Origin of the sequence: Algoriphagus lacus (assembly GCF_003583985.1) — a bacterium.
Lineage (GTDB): Bacteria > Bacteroidota > Bacteroidia > Cytophagales > Cyclobacteriaceae > Algoriphagus > Algoriphagus lacus.
On record NZ_QXML01000008.1, the window covers coordinates 126,496 to 143,835 of the forward strand.

Genomic DNA, 17,340 nt, shown 5'->3' on the forward strand with positions numbered 1-17,340 from the left:
CCATGGAAGTAGCAGATCGGATTACGGTCATATGCATCGCTTACAATCACGAAAAATGGATTGAACAAACACTTGAAAGTGTGCTCCTGCAGGATTACTATGCCAAAGAACTTATCGTGGTAGATAATGGAAGTACGGATGAAACTGCTGAGAAAATCCAAAATTGGATAAATAATTCCTCCGGAAAACTTTCTGTTCAGGCCTTTTTTCAAAAGGAGACAAAGCCTTATTGCCAACTTTTTAATGAGATTTTGTCCAACGTACAAGGCAATTATCTGGTGGATTTATCCGGTGATGACGTACTTTACCCAGATCACCTTTCGTCTTCTATTCGGGTGTTGAGAACCTCTCCTCAGGCTGCATTTGTTTTCTCCGATGCTTACATCCTGGATGAGCAGGGAGAGGTTAACACATTTTATAAACGCAATTCCTCCGGAGAACTTGATGAGGAAATCGAATTGAGCAACATTTACGAAACCTTGATCCAAAGGAGTTTTATCTGTTCGCCTACGGTAGTCTTCAATACCTCAATTCTGAGAAAGGAGGGGGGGTATGATGAATCACTTTATTATGAGGATTTTGATATTCAAATAAGATTGGCGAGGAATTATCCGGTCGTTTTTTCAGACCATATCGGTGTGCTAAAGCGAAGGCATGCTGGATCAATGTCAGCTGGCCAATACCACAGATATCAATCCCAAATGCTTCCAAGTACAGTCAGGGTCTGCTCCAAAATCCAGCAAATGAATTATACAGAGGAAGAAAACAAAGCGCTTAAAACAAGAATCCTTTTTGAGTTAAAACATGCGCTTTGGTCGGCAAATTTTGAACCTGCCTTGGAATTGGTGAAAATGGGTGAAAATCTCGGGATTAAGGACCCAAGGTTTTTGTTGTACCGACTTTGGGCAAAAAAAAAATGGGATATTTCCTGGCTTTATATACAACTAACCTAATCAGCCTACGATTACTTCGGTGAAAGGAGGATTGGAGAAGTACTTTTTACCAACTGTCAAAATATCCTCAGCGCCGAATGTTCTTAGGAAAGCCAGTTTTTTCATGTAAAAATCAAAGTCCAATCCCGAATGGTGCACGGATCGAAAACGGTCCATCAAATCAAATGATGAGCTAAATCGACTGAGCATCTGACCGATCAAGTAATTTCTAATCACTTCCAACTCTTCAGTGGAAATAGGTTCTGTCGCCAATAGATTGATTTCTTTATAGATCTCTTCGATGACCTCCTGCCTATGTGCCTTTTGCACATCTGCACCAATCACCCAATAATTGAAATCACCGATTTCAGACAGTGAGGAATAAATCCCGTAGGTATGCCCTTTGTCTTCTCGGATATTTTTAATCAGTCTGGAACCAAAATACCCTCCCAAAAGAGTGTTGAACACCGATAGTGCCATAAAATCCGGGTGGGATTTTGGAATGGACCAAGTGCCGATTCTAATGCTGCTTTGCAAGGCTGTTGAACGGTCTTCGTCGATGGATGGCAGGGAATTTAATATCGGAAGATCGGGAGAATGAGTTTCTTTTTGATAAGGAAGTTGATTCAGAAATTTTTCAATCGAATTTAACTCTTGATCATCTAAGTCGCCGGACATAAAAAACTCAGTGGAAGTCCAGAGTTTGGTTTTATAGTAATCCACCAAATCTACCCGACTTACCTGATCTACGTGCGTTTCTGTTATTTCTTGACCAAAGGGATGATTTCCTCCAAAAAGTGCTTTTCTGAAAAGTTGGCTAGCACGGGATGCCGACTTTTCATGCTCCATTTTGATGCTGAGTTTCCGCTGTGACTTGCGTTTATTTAAACTTTCCTCAGGAAAAATTGCCTGATCGAATAATGAAAAAAACACCGGCAGTACTTCCAAAAGGTGTTTTTTTGTAGTAAGTAAACTCATTCCCTCATGAGAGTAAGAGATCATTGGGTGAACCTCGCTGGCATGAAAGTCAAAAAACTCAGAAAGTTCGGACTCTGATTGCTCCTTTGTGCCTTCTGTTAACATTTGGAGTGTAAACGAAGGAACCAAAGATTTTTGAAGCGGAATGGAGAGCCTTTGACTGTTTCCAACTGCTTCCAATTTTACTGCCTGTAGCCCTGGAGTTGGAATGAAATACAACTTTCGTTCTCCTGAAATTGAATGAATTTTCGGAGAGGACAATTCGAAATCAGCCGGAATGATGAATTCAGGCGCTTTTGACCGATCCGGAAACATTAATTGTTGGAAATGGTGTAGAGCAAGGAAAACCTAAGTGTCTCTGCCAAAGGGTGGTTTTGTACTTGGGGAACCAAGTAAGAAAAGTCAATGCCTATTTTATTGAGATCAAAGCCCAATCCCATCGTGAAATATCTTCTTCCGCCCTTGCTTGGGTTTTCATAGAAATAACCCGTGCGCAAAGCGAATTTTTGAGCGTAAAGGTATTCTACTCCGAAAGAAAGGGTGAATTCTTTCATTTCTTCCTCAAATCCGCCCGGTGCATCAGAGAAGGATCCAAACATCCCGGAAATCAGCGCTCGGTTAGGGTCCTCTCCAGCTTCAATAATTAGTTCACCATTTTCATCAGTGGCCAAAGTTCCATCTTCATTGGTCGCATACTGTGGAGGTGTGGGTACCATCAGCTTGTTGACATCAAAAACGAAGGTCAGAGAATTGTTTGTGTCAAAATTCACGGCGTAGGCAGTTCCAAGTCGGAAGTTTGTAGGAATGTAATCCAAATCCTCTGCACTGTTGTATGTGATTTTCGGGCCTATATTGGTGATAGCCATACCCCAAGACCAAGTTCCTTCTTTTGATCCGATGAAGATTGGCTTCTGGTAGTAAAGTCCGATATCTGCCCCCACCCCGACACCTGCTTTGGCCTCGGAACCTGTGGTGGAAGAAATATTTCCTGAAAGATTTGAATAAATGAAACGTGCAGAGATACCAAGACCAAAATATTGGGAGAGCTTTCTCGAATAGGTTCCTCCGATTGCAATATCCCGAGGGTTAAATTCACCCAATTCATTACCTCTTCCGTCTGTCAGCTGGATGTCACCCATATTAAAATACCGAAGATCAAAGGCGAAAGCTGAGTTTTCGTCAATTTTCTTAAAGCCTGTCAAATAACTGACGGACATATCATTGACCAATTTTCCGAGCCAAGGAGAATAGGAGAGTGAAAATCCCAAATCCTCTTTGATGAAGGCCAATTTCCCAGAGTTCCAATGTGCTGAATTAGCATCAGGTGAAGTAGCGACACCCACATCACCCATGGCAGAATGACGGGAATCCGGAGCGAAATTCAAAAAAGGGACAGCAGTAGTGATTACACGTCGATTAGGATCCTGACCAGAAATAATCACACTGTTCTGTGCGTAGGAAGAAAAACCAGCTAAGGCAAAAACAATTAGAAGTATGCTTTTCCTGCTTCTTAAGGCCTTTTTGTTCATTGAATCACTAGTTTTCCGCTCACCGAGTCTGCCGAAAGATCAGATTCTGCCTGAAGCGTTAATTTGTAAATATAAGTTCCTTTTGCTGGATATTTTGTCTGACTTTGGAAAAAAATCCAAGACAAATCCCGGATAATTTCTTCGGCTTTTACCAAACGAATTGCTTCTGAAAATAGTATCTGACCACTAGAGGAATAAACTTCAAATGTAAGGTTTAAGTTTTCACCAGGTCTGTTGTGTTTTATTTCAAATTGACTTTCCACATTGGCCGGGTTGGGATAAACCTTCTGACTTATGATTTGGAGTTGTTCGCTTCCTCTAATTTCAATTTCAACTTGAAATTCGCTTTCATTACCGACATTGTCAGAAGCTCTGATTATCAACTTGTTTATCCCTTCCGTCAATCCTGTTACGGTGGTTAGAAAACTGCCTTTCTGAAAACTTCCATCCAAAGCAAGATAAGATTCATTTAGGATGATTGGCTCAAGGTCATTTACCTGAATGCTTAATTCTTTTCCTGGAATAAATCCGGAGACGTTAATTCCACTTTGATCCGAAAGCAAAGCACCGATTTCGAGCTGGGTACTGGGGAAAATGAATGGGCCTGTGCCCTGACCGTTGATTTTGACAGATATTTCTGGCCCTTCTTGATCCTTGGATAGATTTTCTTCCATTCCACCGAGGATCGGGTTTTCATTTCCCATTGCCTGAAATCCTGAGGAAGGATCAAATCCCGAAATCCGAAGATTTCCATTTCCAAAATCCGGTTTGGTGGAAGCTGGAATAAACAATTTTGCGGTCAATTTTCCCTGTTCAATTTTTCCTTCACCTTTGAACAGCAAGAGACTTTCTTCTTCAAAAACAACAGGACTGCTTTCGTCTCCCAGTGTTTCGACCTTTGCCGGTTTGTCTCTCAACTCGAGTTGGAATGTGCCATTGAAACCAGACTGGCCGGAACCGGAAATCGGATCAGTTACTTCTGCCCTCAGTTCGATTTCCTGAAAAGCAGAAAGGGTGTCGGTCTCATTTCCGGTTAAGGTGTTTTTAATTGAGTTTATTTTAATCCCAAGATCAGGTAAGGCCAGTTTCAAACTTGGGTCACCAAGCAGGGAAAAATTTCGATTTAGGGCCCCGTTTTGACTGTTGTTTTTGGTGTTTCGGAATATCCTTCCCAAATCCTGATATTGGCCTTCATCCTTTTGAAAAACCTCCTCTATGAATGCCTCATTTAAGGCGAAATTCACACTGCTGAAAACAGGTCTTCCAGTGGTTAGCAAAGCAACGGCACCTTTTCCTGATGCAAAGAGAAGTTCTTCCGCTGCAGATCGGATAAAAGGACTGTCGTGTCGGCCAAATTCACAGGTTGCTGTCACCCACAGTGCGAGTTGATCCATTTTCGCCCAATTTGAAATATCCGAGACCTTAAAAATCTCCTCAGCGGTTAAGGTGGTCTCATTCCCGTGTCCAATGTAATTGAGAATCAAGGTTCCATTTTCAAGGGTTTTCTCAAGGGCTTTTTTTGCTTGAGGAGCACTCTGACTGGTTCCGGATTTCTCTTGCTCAAACCGATCCAAATACAGTTTATTCTGGAGTATTTCCGGATGATTCTTGCTTAAGTAGTCAGAATGTACCTCAGCATCGCGAACATGGATGTTATTGTCTGCATCATCAGCGAGAAAACTTACCAGAGGAACTTGAGGTTTTTTAATCGGATAGGTCTCATACCGTATGATTTTTTCAACCATTTCATTGGCTTCTGTGAAGTTGATAGCAGGCAGTCGACCGACCCCGAGCTGAAGTAACTCATCTCCCTCACGTGTTTCTATCCATTCTCCTTGTCCCCAATCAACCAATCCAAGGTAATCATCCGAACTGAAGGTAGTGAGTGGATTTAAACTGGACCTACTGGTATATATCGGGACGAGATTTGGTCGTCCTCCGAGTTTGTTTTTGTAATCAAATGTTCCTTTTCCGAGGATCAGCACATTTTTAAGGCTCTTTTCGGGATGATAGAGGTAGGCGATAAAATTTCTAATTGCCGTCAGATCGGGATTGCCATACCCAAATCCCTGAAAGATCTCATCCACGGTGACCACATGAGAGGTTGTCCCAAGACTTTCCTTGTGATTCTTAAGTTTGTTTGCTGAAGAAAGGAGCGACTTATTGGTAATAATCAATAAATCAGGCGAAATCGATTGCTCCCTGATACTTAAGGAGATTGGCTTGAATTGACTGATTTCAGGTGTTTTTTGGGGAGAAAAAATTACCCACTTTTTCCCCTCAGCACTCCGGCCGGATGTAGTGCGTAGTTCAATCGGATTATAAAAATCACTGATTTCCCAAGTGTTGAGGTTTGGAAGGAGAGCGATTCTGTTTACTTCTTTTGCTTCAAATACTCCTTCTTTCAAATTCGAATTGGAATAGGGGACTCCCACGGCTAAATAACCCAAGTAGCCCGCGGATTCCGATCCTGAGCCTTGGAAGGTAAATCTGATCTGGGAAAGCGCACCTCCGTTAGGACTAGTCTGCCAGGTAAAAAATTCCTCTCGTCCCTTTATTCCATAGGTGGTGTTGGGGATGGGGTTTATTCTTATTTCTCCAAGCAATTGATTACCCGAAAGGATGTTGATTTGCGCCGAGTTAAACGACTGACCCATGACTTTTCCATGCAAAATCCAAGGTGCAGAAGTTTCAGATTTTAATCCAAGATTGATGTTTAGACTTTGTCCCTGTCGAATGGGATCTGAATACCAGTCCCTTCCTGAATTCAAAAGGTTGTTTTTTTCTTCTTTGATAGTGGTCCAGGAATACCAGATTTGGTTGGGTTCTGGGAGTTCCGACGAAGCATTGACTTGCATAATTCGTTTTGGACTTTTGCTTTTGCCCAACAAAAAACTCAGCGAATCTGAAAAAAGATGATGGGAATAGCTGACATCGTCTGCTCCCGAAAAAGTCATTGAGTTTGGTCCGGTTAAATAGAAATATAAGTTTCCTTCCTGCTCTAAGGAAGGGATCTCCTGGAGTTTGAGTTGGGCGGAATCAAGTTTTTGGGGGAGCATTCCTGGAAATCCAAAAATGCTTATTTCAGTTAGGTTTGAAAAGCCCAACCGGCGAGCCTGTTCGGAGGAAATTTTGTAAACTCCGGCATCTTTGATTTTAAATTGAAAAAACTGAGCCTGTGCAAAGTGAGATTCAGAAAAGAATCCAAAAAGAAGCAGCAGAATCCAACCTGTGATTTTTTTCCTCATTCACTTCCCGTTGCATTTTCGATCACGGATAGCCCAATATACGCTAAAATCACAATTGGGATTCCCGCCAATTGCAGCCATGCAAACATCACCAAGCTCAGCAAAATCAGGAAGTACCGAAAGCGGTTTTTGGAAAACGTAAAACTTTTGAACTTCAAAGCAATCAGTGGGAGTTCGGAAACCAACAAAAGGGCAAAAGCCCAAGCAACCACGATCAGGACGACAGGTGATTCAAGCCAATTTCCAAGCGCCGGCCATTGAAGGCCGAGATGGGGAAGTGTGCTTAGGAAAAGGGCGTTGGCAGGCGTAGGAAGTCCAATGAAACGCTCACTTTGACGGGTATCTAAGTTGAATTTTGCCAAGCGGTAAGCAGAAAGCATGGGCACGATAAGTGTCAGGTAAGGCAAATAGGAGGAGCCCGCATCTGTGGAACTTGTAGCCATTTCGAACAGAATCAATCCTGGTAAAACCCCGAATGAAACCACGTCTGCAAGCGAGTCCAGCTCTTTGCCCATGTCACTTTGAACCTTCAACAGTCTGGCAGCAAACCCATCGAAGAAATCAAATCCTGCAGCGATCAGAACAAAAAAGGCTCCCTGAAGGATTTCACCATCCAACACCTGAATGATTCCGATGACTCCAAAAAGCAAATTGAGCAGAGTCAGGAGGTTGGGTATTTGTGCTTTCAATTTCAATAGACAGCTCTTTCTCCCACAAAGGGGTTATACACTTTTTCAAAACCAATCTTGGTCTCCGGTCCATGACCTGAATAAATGATGGTTTCATCAGGTAACGAAAAAAGCACGGTGCGGATTTTATTAAGGAGCAGTTCATGATTTCCCCCTGGAAGATCCGTTCGTCCGATACTTCCCCGGAAGAGCGTATCTCCGGCAATGCATTGCCCGCTTTTTTCATGATAAAAAACGACATGCCCGGGAGCATGTCCGGGAACAAAGAGGACTTTCAACATTTCTTGTCCCACTTTAAATTCCTGTCCCTCTGACAAAAAGTGGTCAGCGGAGCTCGATTCAAATCCATGAAATCCATAATTGGGGGCATAGACTTCCACTGATTTCAAAACAGAAACCTCTTTTTCATGAATCCAAAGCGGGATTCCAAACCGCTTTTTTGCCCAGGCATTTCCAAGGACATGATCGATATGGCAATGGGTATTGAGCAAGTTCTCTACTTTCAAGCCGTTTGTCTGGATGAAATTTTCCAATTCTGCGCGTTCTCCGGCAGTATGGCATCCGGGATCAACAAGTACTGCTGAGCCCTGATCATCGTAGGCCAAGTAGGTATTTTCCTGAAAGGGATTGAAGGTGAAGGACTTGATATGAAGCATTGCAAAAGTATGCGAGATCGCAGCAAAGTAATGAATTATGCCCTTAATTTGGATTATGGAAATTGATTTTTTGATCATAGGACAAGGTTTGGCAGGTACGGGGCTAGGCTATCGACTGGAGAAATCCGGCCAAAGGATCCTGATTTTGGACCAACCTGATCAGAACAAAAGCAGTAGAGTCGCCGCCGGCCTTTTCAATCCGGTAACAGGCCGTAAAATGGTCAAATCCTGGAAAGCAGAATTCCTCTTTCCGGAAATCCAGCCATTTTACGAGGAAATGGAACTGGTGACTGGGAGGGAATTTCTTACCCGGAAAAAGATTTATCGACCCTTTTTATCAATCGAGGAGCAAAATGAATGGATGGGTCATTCCAGTGATCCGGCGATTGGTATGTTTATAGAGCAAATTTTCTCGGAAAGTCAATACCAGGAACTTAGAGATCCATTCGGTGGCGTCCTTTTGAAAATGTCAGGATGGCTGAACATTAATGAATACCTGGATGGGATGTCTGAGTACTTTGGAGATAGACTTTCTATCCAAAGTTTTGATGAAGCAAAATTGGAAAAGACTTCAACCGGCTGGAATTATGAAGATATTTCGGCAAAGAATCTTATTTATTGTAATGGCCTTGGATCACTTCAAAGCCGATTTTTCGGTTATCTCCCGTTTGCTCCGGTAAAAGGGGAAATTCTTGAGGTGGAGCAAAAATTCAATCCTGATTTCATTGTCAATAGGGGAGTTTTTCGAGTTCCGTTAAGTGACCATCTGTTCAGGGTTGGGTCAACCTACACCTGGCATGATTTGGATCAAGGTCCAACCGAATCGGCCAAAAATGAAATTTTGGACAAACTTCAAGATCTAGTCCGAGTGCCGGTAGAGTCGGTAAAAAGTCACAAGACAGGAATCCGACCAGCCACCAAGGACCGAAAACCATTTCTCGGCAAACATCCGTTGGAAGATAGCGTTTACATATTCAATGGATTTGGAGCTAAAGGTGTATCGCTCATTCCTTATTTTAGCAAAATGATGAGTGATTATCTTCTTTATTCCAAGCCAATCAGTACTGAGGTGGACATCGCACGGTATTTTAAGTATATTTAAAACCTATCAATTTTGATTCGAATGCGGTATATCTTCTTCCGGCTTTTGATCTTATTTCTTTTTCTGGGTTACTCGAATATTTCCAAGGCTCAATTTGATCAAGAGCGATTTGGAAAAAACCGGGTGCAGCACAAGGAGCTAGATTGGTATTTTTACTCCTCCAACAATTTTGAGGTCTATTATTACGACCGGGGAGGACCCAATGCAAAGATGGCGATCGAATTTTTGGAGTCTGAGTTTGATAAACTGACTCAGATGATTGGCTATGTGGCCTATACGAAGCCAAAAATTTACATTTATAATTCCCCTGAGGAATTACTTCAAAGTAATCTAAACCTCAACTCCCAGCAATATTCTGAAGACGGTCAGACGAAATTTACCAGGCTGATTGCAGAATTGGCCTATAAAGGCAGAATTGATCAGTTTAAAGAAGACATCATTTATGCAACCTCTAAAGTGATAATTAGGGAAATGCTTTATGGTGCTTCCGTGGCAGATGCATTTCAGGCAAACTTGGTCAATGATTTTCCCGAATGGTACATTGATGGAGCATCACTCTATTTGGCAAAAGGATGGAGTCGTGAAATGGATGATTTTATCCGACAGTTTTTAAAGGATAATTCAAATCCAAAAATTCTCAATCTGACCGGAATTGAAGCAGGGTTAGTTGGACAGTCCATTTGGAATTACATCGCCGAAAAATACGGAAGACGATACGTTTCCAGTATTTTGAACTTGTCGAGAATTAACAGAAACGAGGAAAACAGCATTGCAAATACCATTGGTCTTAATGCCCGGACTTTTTTTGAAGATTGGAAAAGTTATTACTTAAAAGTAAATGAGCCTGTTTACAATTCATTCAAAAATGTAAGTCCCAAATCTGCTATCGCCCAAACTTCCTCGCGTTTGGATGGTGCGATCAGTGATATCAAATTCAGTCCGGATGGATTGATGCTCGCCTATGTGCTGAATAATGCAGGTAAGTTTAAAGTATTGGTGCGGGATCTTTCATCAGGGACTGAGCAGACGATTTTTCAGGGAGGAGCGCAATATGATGAACTTACTCCAAACCTTTATTCACCGATAATAGCCTGGAGGGATTCTGCAAATATTGCTATTGCATCATTTAAAAGAGGCTTCACTACGTTGCGGCTTCGTTCCATTGATGGATCCAGTCAGGATAAAATTTTCCTTAGAAACATTACTCAGATTCTGAGTCTTGATTTCAATGAATCCGGAAAAAATATGGTTCTTTCTGCCATTTCCAATGGGAAGACAGACGTTTATACCTTGAATGTCAGAGGCCAAGGTAAGCGACTTACCAATGATATTTTTGATGACCTGACCCCGACATTTTTGAATGATTCGGTAATCATTTATTCATCGAACTTTACTGATCTCCCTGATTCTGTGCTTACCGCTACCCCGGATATCAGAGTTCTACCCAACCAGTATAATCTGTTCAGAGCGGACGTGCTCAAGGATACCACCACATTTACCAAGCTTACCAATTCCAACAGCAAAAACCTTTTACCGAGAAAAGTAAACAGCAATACCCTACTTTTCCTCAGTGATTTGAGTGGAGTTACCAACTTGATGCGATTCAATATTGGCAATCAGGTGTCAAATCAGATTTCTGCTTTTGATAAGAGTATCGAGGTGTATGACATCACCAGTCGAATGAACAAAATCGCCTATGCTGTAAGAAATGGTAAAGAGTCCTACCTGTTTGTGGAAGGGTACAGCGGAGCGGACCAGTTTACTCCAAGTACTCCGAGAATTCAATTGGCCCAGGCAAAAGATCTCAATGAGCGATTAGCTGCCCGGAGATTATTGGAACAAAGAACGGCTCAAACGCAGCAACCTGCCGCAGCAACAACTCCTACATTAGCCAAACCTCAAATACAAACCGATACGGCTACGATTCGAAGCAAGACTTCTTCAATTAACCTGGACAGATTGAGGTTTGAATCCAGAAAAGGAGTAAATACAGAAAATTATACCTTCGATTCTATTCCTCCTTTCCAAACCCAAACTGAAACTGGAAAGCCTGAATTAAACAGGACTAATCTTTTGGACACATTCCGTAAGCAATCACTTCAGAAGAGAGTTTCCGGTCCGAGAGAAATGGAACCCCAGTTCTTTACCAACAATATCAATACAAGATTTGTAGTTGATCCGCTTAGAGGTTTTGGGATAAATCTGAACGGGAAGATGACAGATATTCTGGACAATCACGTTTTTATGGGAGGGATCATGACTGCCCTTGATTTTAATTCAGGGGGAGATGTGTGGTTTGAGTATGAGTACCTAAAGAGCCGGTTGGATTTCAGAGGAAGATTTGATCGTAAGACAATCCGAGTTACTGAAGATGACATTACCTTCCAAAAGTACGTCCTAACGCAGGTTGAAGCTGGTGTATCCTATCCTTTGACCATCAACTCCAGATTTTATGTAGCTCCGTTTGTCGCCAAATCTCAATATTTCAACCTAAATCCGGATTCCCTGATTTATGGACAGGATCCAGATCAAAACCGGTTTGACGTGAATTATCTGGGAGGAAAAGCAGAATTTGTTTTTGACCGTACCGAGCCGATGGGGCTTTATTCTTATACCGGCCTTAAGGGAAAGATAGGATTCCAGCATTATCAAGGTCTGAATCACGGAGACAGGTCATTCAGTAATTTTTATCTGGATTTGAGAAATTATCAGAAGATCCATAAAAATATCACCTTGGCTTCCAAGCTTTATGTAGGGTCATTTATGGGTAAAAACCCACAGAATTACTTGGTGGGCGGAATGGATAACTGGCTTTTCAATGAGTTTTATAACCCTCCATCCAACAGGCCCGAACCTTCACCGGTTCGAAATCCAACAGGTGTTGAAAACTCAAATATTTTATTTGCCGACTTTGTGGATCTGAGAGGGTATGATTACGATGAGATCAGAGGGCGAAACGTCATCACCTTCACGACTGAACTCAGAATCCCGCTATTCTCGTACTTGTCAAGAGGAAATATCACTTCAAATTTTGTCAGAAACTTCCAGCTTGTCGGATTCTATGATATTGGATCTGCATGGAATGATTTTGCACCATGGGAGAGAGTCAATGATCAAAATACAGAGGTGATCAATACTGAAGGCTCACCATTTGTAGTGGTTCTGAACAACTTCAACAATCCTTGGCTTCAAAGCTATGGAGCTGGGTTGAGGACTGTTTTGATGAACTATTATGTGAAGTTCGATGTGGCACGGCCAATTCGAAATTATGAGACTGAAGACCTGAAGTTTTACTTTACCTTAGGGTATAATTTCTAATTACCCTCTTTTATGATCAAATCTATGACCGGCTTTGGAGTAGCCGGATTTGAGAATGAGCAAATGATTATTCAGGTCGAAGTCCGATCGCTCAACTCAAAATTTTTGGACTTGTCTTTACGAAGTCCAAGGCAGTTTTCTGACAAAGAGCCTGAAGTCCGCAATATTGTCTTGGGGATTCTCGACAGAGGTAAAGTGAGTGTGTCGATTGATTTCATTCCCAAAGGGAATCAAAATCTTCCGGTCACTATTAATCAGGAGCTGTTCAAAACCTATTATCAGGAATTCAAAAGCTTAGCCGAACAAGTGGGGGAAAAGTCAGATGACCTGTTTAAGCTGGCTCTCCAAGCTCCAAATGTGATCAATACCGTTCCGATGGACCGGGAAGAAAATGAAGATTGGGAGCAGGTAAAGCTTGTTTTGGAGGAGGCTCTTAGGAAGTGTGATGGATTCAGGAAGGACGAAGGGGCTTCGCTTTACACAAAGTTGGATGAAAATATTCAAGTCATTCGCTCGGCATTTCAGCGGATTAAGCAGGAAGAACCAGGGAGAAAGGAAAAAATCCAACAGCGAATCCGCAATCATTTTGCCCAATGGATGGACGAAAATTCCTTTGACGCCAACCGCTTTGAGCAGGAGTTGATTTACTATTTTGAAAAAATAGATATCACCGAAGAGCTGGTACGACTTGAAACACACTTGGATTACTTCCTGAAATCAATGAAAGAAGAAAGTGGGCAGGGAAAAAAACTGGGATTTATCAGCCAAGAAATCGGCAGGGAAATCAACACCATCGGCTCCAAAGCAAATGACGCTGAAATTCAAAAGCATGTCATCCTGATGAAGGATGAACTTGAAAAGATAAAAGAACAATCACTGAATGTGTTGTAAAAAAAGGGGGAATCGAATTCCCCTTTTTTATTGCCTGTTTTTTCGGATCACTTTTCCGGAAGTTTTTCCGGTTAATGCCTGACTTTCTACAGCAGGAATCCCATTTACAATAACATATTCAATACCTAATGGATATTGATGGGGGTCAGAAAATGTGGCCTGGTCGATGACTTTTCCAGGATCAAAAATGGTGATGTCGGCGATTTTTCCGACCGCTATTTCCCCCCGGTTTTTCAATCCCAGACTTTTTGCAGACAAACCGGTCATCTTATAAATGGCAGTTTCCAGTGGGATCAGCTTTTTTTCTCTTACATACACTCCCAATACTCTTGGGAAGGTGCCATAGGCCCTTGGATGAGGATGTCCATCCCCTGGTTTGCTCAATCTGCCATCAGAGCCAATCATGGTTACTGGGTGCTTCATGATGTTTTCCACGTCTTGTTCGTCCATTGCGTGGAATATGGTTCCTGTGCCCCCATTCAATTGAGCTTTGATTACCAATTCAGCCCCGTTTTCCACAGAAGGTTCCAATCCTGATTCAAGAGCCCAATCGTGGAGGGTTTTTCCTTCCAGATCTGGCTGCCATTCTACTTTTGAAAACTGAATTCGGCGTAAATCACTTCCTCCTCTATCGTTGAGAATATTGAAAACAATTCCGGATTTGATGCTGTCTTTTAATGCTGGATCTTGGACACGTTCTGCAAATTTGTTCCCTTCCAATGCCCAACTTGGAATCAAAACACTGATTCCGGTATGGCTTGCCGCATAGGGATATTGGTCAATCAGGATATTTAGGCCTTGAGATCTTGCCGAGTCTACGATGGCAAGAGTGAGTTTGCTGGCTCCCCACATTTTGACACCGATAGCTTTGTGATGGGTGAGAACAACGGGAATGTCGGCCTCCTTGGAAATTGAAACAGCTTCGCGAACTGCAGCCAATAAACCAAGACCTTCCTCCCGTAAGTGAGAAGTATAAATTCCTCCTTTTTCCGCTGCCTTCTTCGACAGGGCGATCACCTCTTCAACTTCCGAAAATGTCCCGGGAAGATATTTAAGGCCTGTAGAAATGCCAAAAGCTCCTGCATCCATTGCGCTGGAAACCATGGACTCCATTTTTTCAAGTTCCTCCGGACTGGGTTTTCGATCTTCCATTCCCATTACCTCTTTCCGAATTGAATTATGCCCGGTGAGATATCCGACATTGATGCCTAAAGGAAAAGATTCCAATGAATCCAAATATTCTCCGAAGGGCCAAGGACCACCTCCATCTGGGCCACCCAATGCGAAAGTTACTCCCTGTCTCAGCATACTTTCCATCATGGGTAATTCCATGATCGGCTCAAGATGGGTATGCATATCAATGAATCCTGGGGAAACTGCCATTCCAGTAGCATCTATTACCTCTTCTGAACTTTTCCTATCCAACTTACCGATTTCAACAATTCGATCGCCAGAGATACCAATATCCGCCTGGTAAGGCTTTCCACCCGAGCCATCATATATTGTCCCGTTCAGGATCAAAACGTCATACTTTGGCTTTGTACTGCAGGAAAAGATCAAGATGGCCAGAATGGCAAGTTTGGTGGTTTTCATGTTCAATTTTTTTCAAGACATTTTTGAATTTAAATAGAAAAGCCCGCACTTCCAGTGCAGGCTCCAATCAGGAAAATTTGTTGGTTTAGTTGAGTTTGAATTTTATAGGTATAGTCATTCTTGATCTTACAGGTCTGCCATGATGAATTGCCGGATTCCATTCAGGAGAATTTTGAATTACATCAATTGCTGCCTTATCTAGGATTGAATCAATGGATCTGACTACCTCTACATCTTGAATACTTCCATCAGTATTAATTACAAACCGTACTATAACAGTTCCTTCGATGCCCACCTTCTGAGCTTGTTTAGGATATGTCAGATTATTTTTGAGATAGGTATACCAAGCATCCATTCCTCCTTTGAATTTGGCTTGGACCTCTGTAAAGTCTAAAATTTCAGGTGCAGTTTCGATTTCCGGTGGTCCGTCCAATTTGATTTCAGGGATTTTGTCATATTCGGAAACACCAATATCTATCACCAACCTATCTTCGATTTTAACATCATCTTCAATCACTTCGAATTCATTGACTGGGGTAGAAGGCGGAATTACGGGAGGTGGAGATTGAATGGTAATGGGTATTACTTCAGATTCCCAGCTAGAGTTGCCAATTGACAATTGTAACAGCGGTTTTTCAATTTTATCCTTCCATTCGAAAGCCACCAATACGGAACCAACTGATATGATCAGCCCAAAGTTGAAAAGTGGAGCAGACCATCTGCGGAGATCTGAACCGGTATTCTTTTTTAATTCCATGATTGTTAGAGTTTTGGTTATTAAAATTTACCAAAAGGTATTCGAGGGAACTACTTCTCTAACACAAATTAACTATTTAAAAAGTTGTTAAAATTTAGCCAAAAAAAAGACCCGATTTCTCGGGTCTCTTATGATTAGCTTAGCTTGAATCGAATTGGAAGTCTCATACGAGTACGAACTGGACGGCCTCTTTGCTTTCCTGGTTCCCACTTAGGAGCGTTTTGAACAACTTTTACCGCTTCTTCATCGCAACCTCCTCCGATCCCTCTCAGTACTTCTACGTCCTGAATAGTTCCGTCGGTGTTGATTACGAATACCACGATTACTGTCCCTTCAATACCCATCCTTCTTGCTTGAGTTGGATATTTTAGGTTTTTGGAAAGATATTCATTCCAACCTGACATACCACCCGGAGGATTGGGCTGAGTTTCTACCACGTCAAAGATTTCATCAGCTTTTTCTTCAACTGGAGCCGCTTCAGTAATTACCACTTCTTTAATTACAGTGGTTTCCTTAACGTCTACGTCGAAGTTAACGTCAATTTTTTCTTCGATTTCAACCTCGTCTGGAATCTCCTGAATAACAGGTTGTTCCATTGGTGGAGGTGGTGGCGGTGGTGGTGGCTGTTCGGTGATAGGCACATCCAGCAACTCCTCGAAATTGTCATTTACCGGACCTACATCTTTAAGAGTAGAGTCATCGTATGACTTGTATTCGAAAGCAGCAAGAGTAAGGCCTACAGCTACTGCCAAACCGATGTTGGTAAACAAACCAACAGTCTTGTTTAGATCAGCGCTTGGAGACTTTTTTGCTTCCATGGTGAAATTGGTTTATACAGGTTAATCTTTTCAAATTTTGAATAACAAGTGTAAGAATTATTGAAGACTATTCCAAAATGAATTTAATGAATGGCCATTTTAAATATCCCAATAATCCCAAACTAGCTCCTAGTCCATTGACAATCATATCCATTAGTTCAAACGACCGATTCGGGATAAATTGTTGTAAGGATTCCAGAATGATTCCTGCCAGTAATCCATACACAATGAAATTCTTCCAAATTCGGGGATTGCTTTTTATCGCCTCTTGTTTTTTGACTCCAACACCGGACCAAAGATAGCCTTGGATGAAAAAGCAAATAAGGTGAACGGCTTTATCCTGAAAGTCAAATAAATCCACTTCGGGCAATTTGGTGCCAGGAGTAAGCATTGCCACTGCTAGAACTAAAAGCCAACAAATGGACAAGAATGTCCTCAACTCTTGTATATTAAGCGCCTACCAGTTCACTGTATTCAGCAGCATCCAATAGGTCCGCGGGTAATTCTCCGGAGATCTTTACCTTAACCATCCAACCGGCTTCGTAAGGAGATTCGTTGACCAGCTCGGGTGCGGATTCCAGTTCTTCGTTGAATTCCAAAATTTCCCCAGTCACTGGCATAAACAAATCTGAAACCGTTTTTACCGCTTCAACAGTGCCAAATACCTCGCCTGCTTCAATCGTTTCTCCAACTGTCTCAACTTCTACATAAACGATATCTCCAAGTTCTTTCTGGGCAAATTCAGTAATGCCGATGGTCGCTACGTCGCCGTCGATTCTGACCCATTCGTGGTCTTTGGTGTACTTAAGTTCTTGTGGGAAATTCATGA

Annotated in this window: 14 protein-coding genes; 4 read left to right on the forward strand and 10 right to left on the reverse strand. The window is 42.1% G+C overall.

Features of this window, described 5'->3' with window-relative positions:
• Positions 1–2 precede the first annotated feature (2 nt).
• Positions 3–953, forward strand: a complete 951-nt coding sequence (locus D0X99_RS15615) for a glycosyltransferase (RefSeq protein WP_119478784.1) — start codon at positions 3–5, stop codon at positions 951–953.
• Here D0X99_RS15615 and D0X99_RS15620 read toward each other — a convergent pair whose 3' ends face one another.
• The 5 genes from D0X99_RS15620 to D0X99_RS15640 are packed head-to-tail and all read right to left on the reverse strand — an operon-like array spanning position 954 to position 8,110.
• Positions 954–2,225: a M16 family metallopeptidase gene (locus tag D0X99_RS15620; protein ID WP_119478785.1), complete on the reverse strand. Its 1,272-nt coding sequence runs from the start codon at positions 2,223–2,225 to the stop codon at positions 954–956.
• The gene (gene porV, locus D0X99_RS15625) at positions 2,225–3,439 is read right to left on the reverse strand and encodes a type IX secretion system outer membrane channel protein PorV (RefSeq protein ID WP_119478786.1); all 1,215 of its coding nucleotides are present in this window, start codon (positions 3,437–3,439) and stop codon (positions 2,225–2,227) included. The genes D0X99_RS15620 and porV overlap by 1 nt, the downstream gene beginning before the upstream one ends.
• Positions 3,436–6,687, reverse strand: coding sequence for a type IX secretion system sortase PorU (porU, locus tag D0X99_RS15630; RefSeq protein ID WP_119478787.1), 3,252 nt, complete (start codon positions 6,685–6,687; stop codon positions 3,436–3,438). The genes porV and porU overlap by 4 nt, the downstream gene beginning before the upstream one ends.
• Entirely contained in the window at positions 6,684–7,376 is a 693-nt protein-coding gene (gene pssA, locus D0X99_RS15635) for a CDP-diacylglycerol--serine O-phosphatidyltransferase (protein ID WP_317133432.1), read from the reverse strand. The genes porU and pssA overlap by 4 nt, the downstream gene beginning before the upstream one ends.
• A gap of 2 nt (positions 7,377–7,378) precedes the next feature.
• Positions 7,379–8,110, reverse strand: coding sequence for an MBL fold metallo-hydrolase (locus tag D0X99_RS15640; protein WP_449353857.1), 732 nt, complete (start codon positions 8,108–8,110; stop codon positions 7,379–7,381).
• Between D0X99_RS15640 and D0X99_RS15645 the strand changes: the two genes are divergently transcribed.
• Genes D0X99_RS15645 through D0X99_RS15655 form a run of 3 tightly spaced genes read left to right on the forward strand, consistent with a single transcriptional unit; the run spans position 8,088 to position 13,343 of the window.
• Positions 8,088–9,134, forward strand: a complete 1,047-nt coding sequence (locus D0X99_RS15645) for an NAD(P)/FAD-dependent oxidoreductase (RefSeq protein ID WP_119478789.1) — start codon at positions 8,088–8,090, stop codon at positions 9,132–9,134. The genes D0X99_RS15640 and D0X99_RS15645 overlap by 23 nt on opposite strands.
• Before the next feature lie 21 nt (positions 9,135–9,155).
• Entirely contained in the window at positions 9,156–12,452 is a 3,297-nt protein-coding gene (locus D0X99_RS15650; protein ID WP_119478790.1) for a biopolymer transporter Tol, read from the forward strand.
• A 12-nt stretch (positions 12,453–12,464) separates the two neighbouring features.
• Entirely contained in the window at positions 12,465–13,343 is an 879-nt protein-coding gene (locus D0X99_RS15655; RefSeq protein ID WP_119478791.1) for a YicC/YloC family endoribonuclease, read from the forward strand.
• A 27-nt stretch (positions 13,344–13,370) separates the two neighbouring features.
• Here D0X99_RS15655 and D0X99_RS15660 read toward each other — a convergent pair whose 3' ends face one another.
• From D0X99_RS15660 to gcvH, 5 genes are all read right to left on the reverse strand, one after another.
• On the reverse strand, positions 13,371–14,936 hold the full coding sequence (locus tag D0X99_RS15660; protein ID WP_119478792.1) for an N-acyl-D-amino-acid deacylase family protein: 1,566 nt from the start codon (positions 14,934–14,936) through the stop codon (positions 13,371–13,373).
• A gap of 85 nt (positions 14,937–15,021) precedes the next feature.
• Positions 15,022–15,693, reverse strand: coding sequence for an energy transducer TonB (locus D0X99_RS15665; protein WP_119478793.1), 672 nt, complete (start codon positions 15,691–15,693; stop codon positions 15,022–15,024).
• 134 nt (positions 15,694–15,827) lie between these two features.
• Positions 15,828–16,511, reverse strand: a complete 684-nt coding sequence (locus D0X99_RS15670; protein WP_119478794.1) for an energy transducer TonB — start codon at positions 16,509–16,511, stop codon at positions 15,828–15,830.
• A gap of 67 nt (positions 16,512–16,578) precedes the next feature.
• Complete coding sequence (locus tag D0X99_RS20770) at positions 16,579–16,902, reverse strand: VanZ family protein (protein ID WP_119478795.1); 324 nt, start codon at positions 16,900–16,902, stop codon at positions 16,579–16,581.
• Positions 16,903–16,960: 58 nt separating this feature from the next.
• Positions 16,961–17,338 carry a glycine cleavage system protein GcvH gene (gene gcvH / locus D0X99_RS15680; RefSeq protein WP_119478796.1) on the reverse strand — a complete coding sequence of 126 codons (378 nt, stop codon included), beginning with the start codon at positions 17,336–17,338 and terminating at the stop codon, positions 16,961–16,963.
• Between the last annotated feature and the right edge of the window lie 2 nt (positions 17,339–17,340).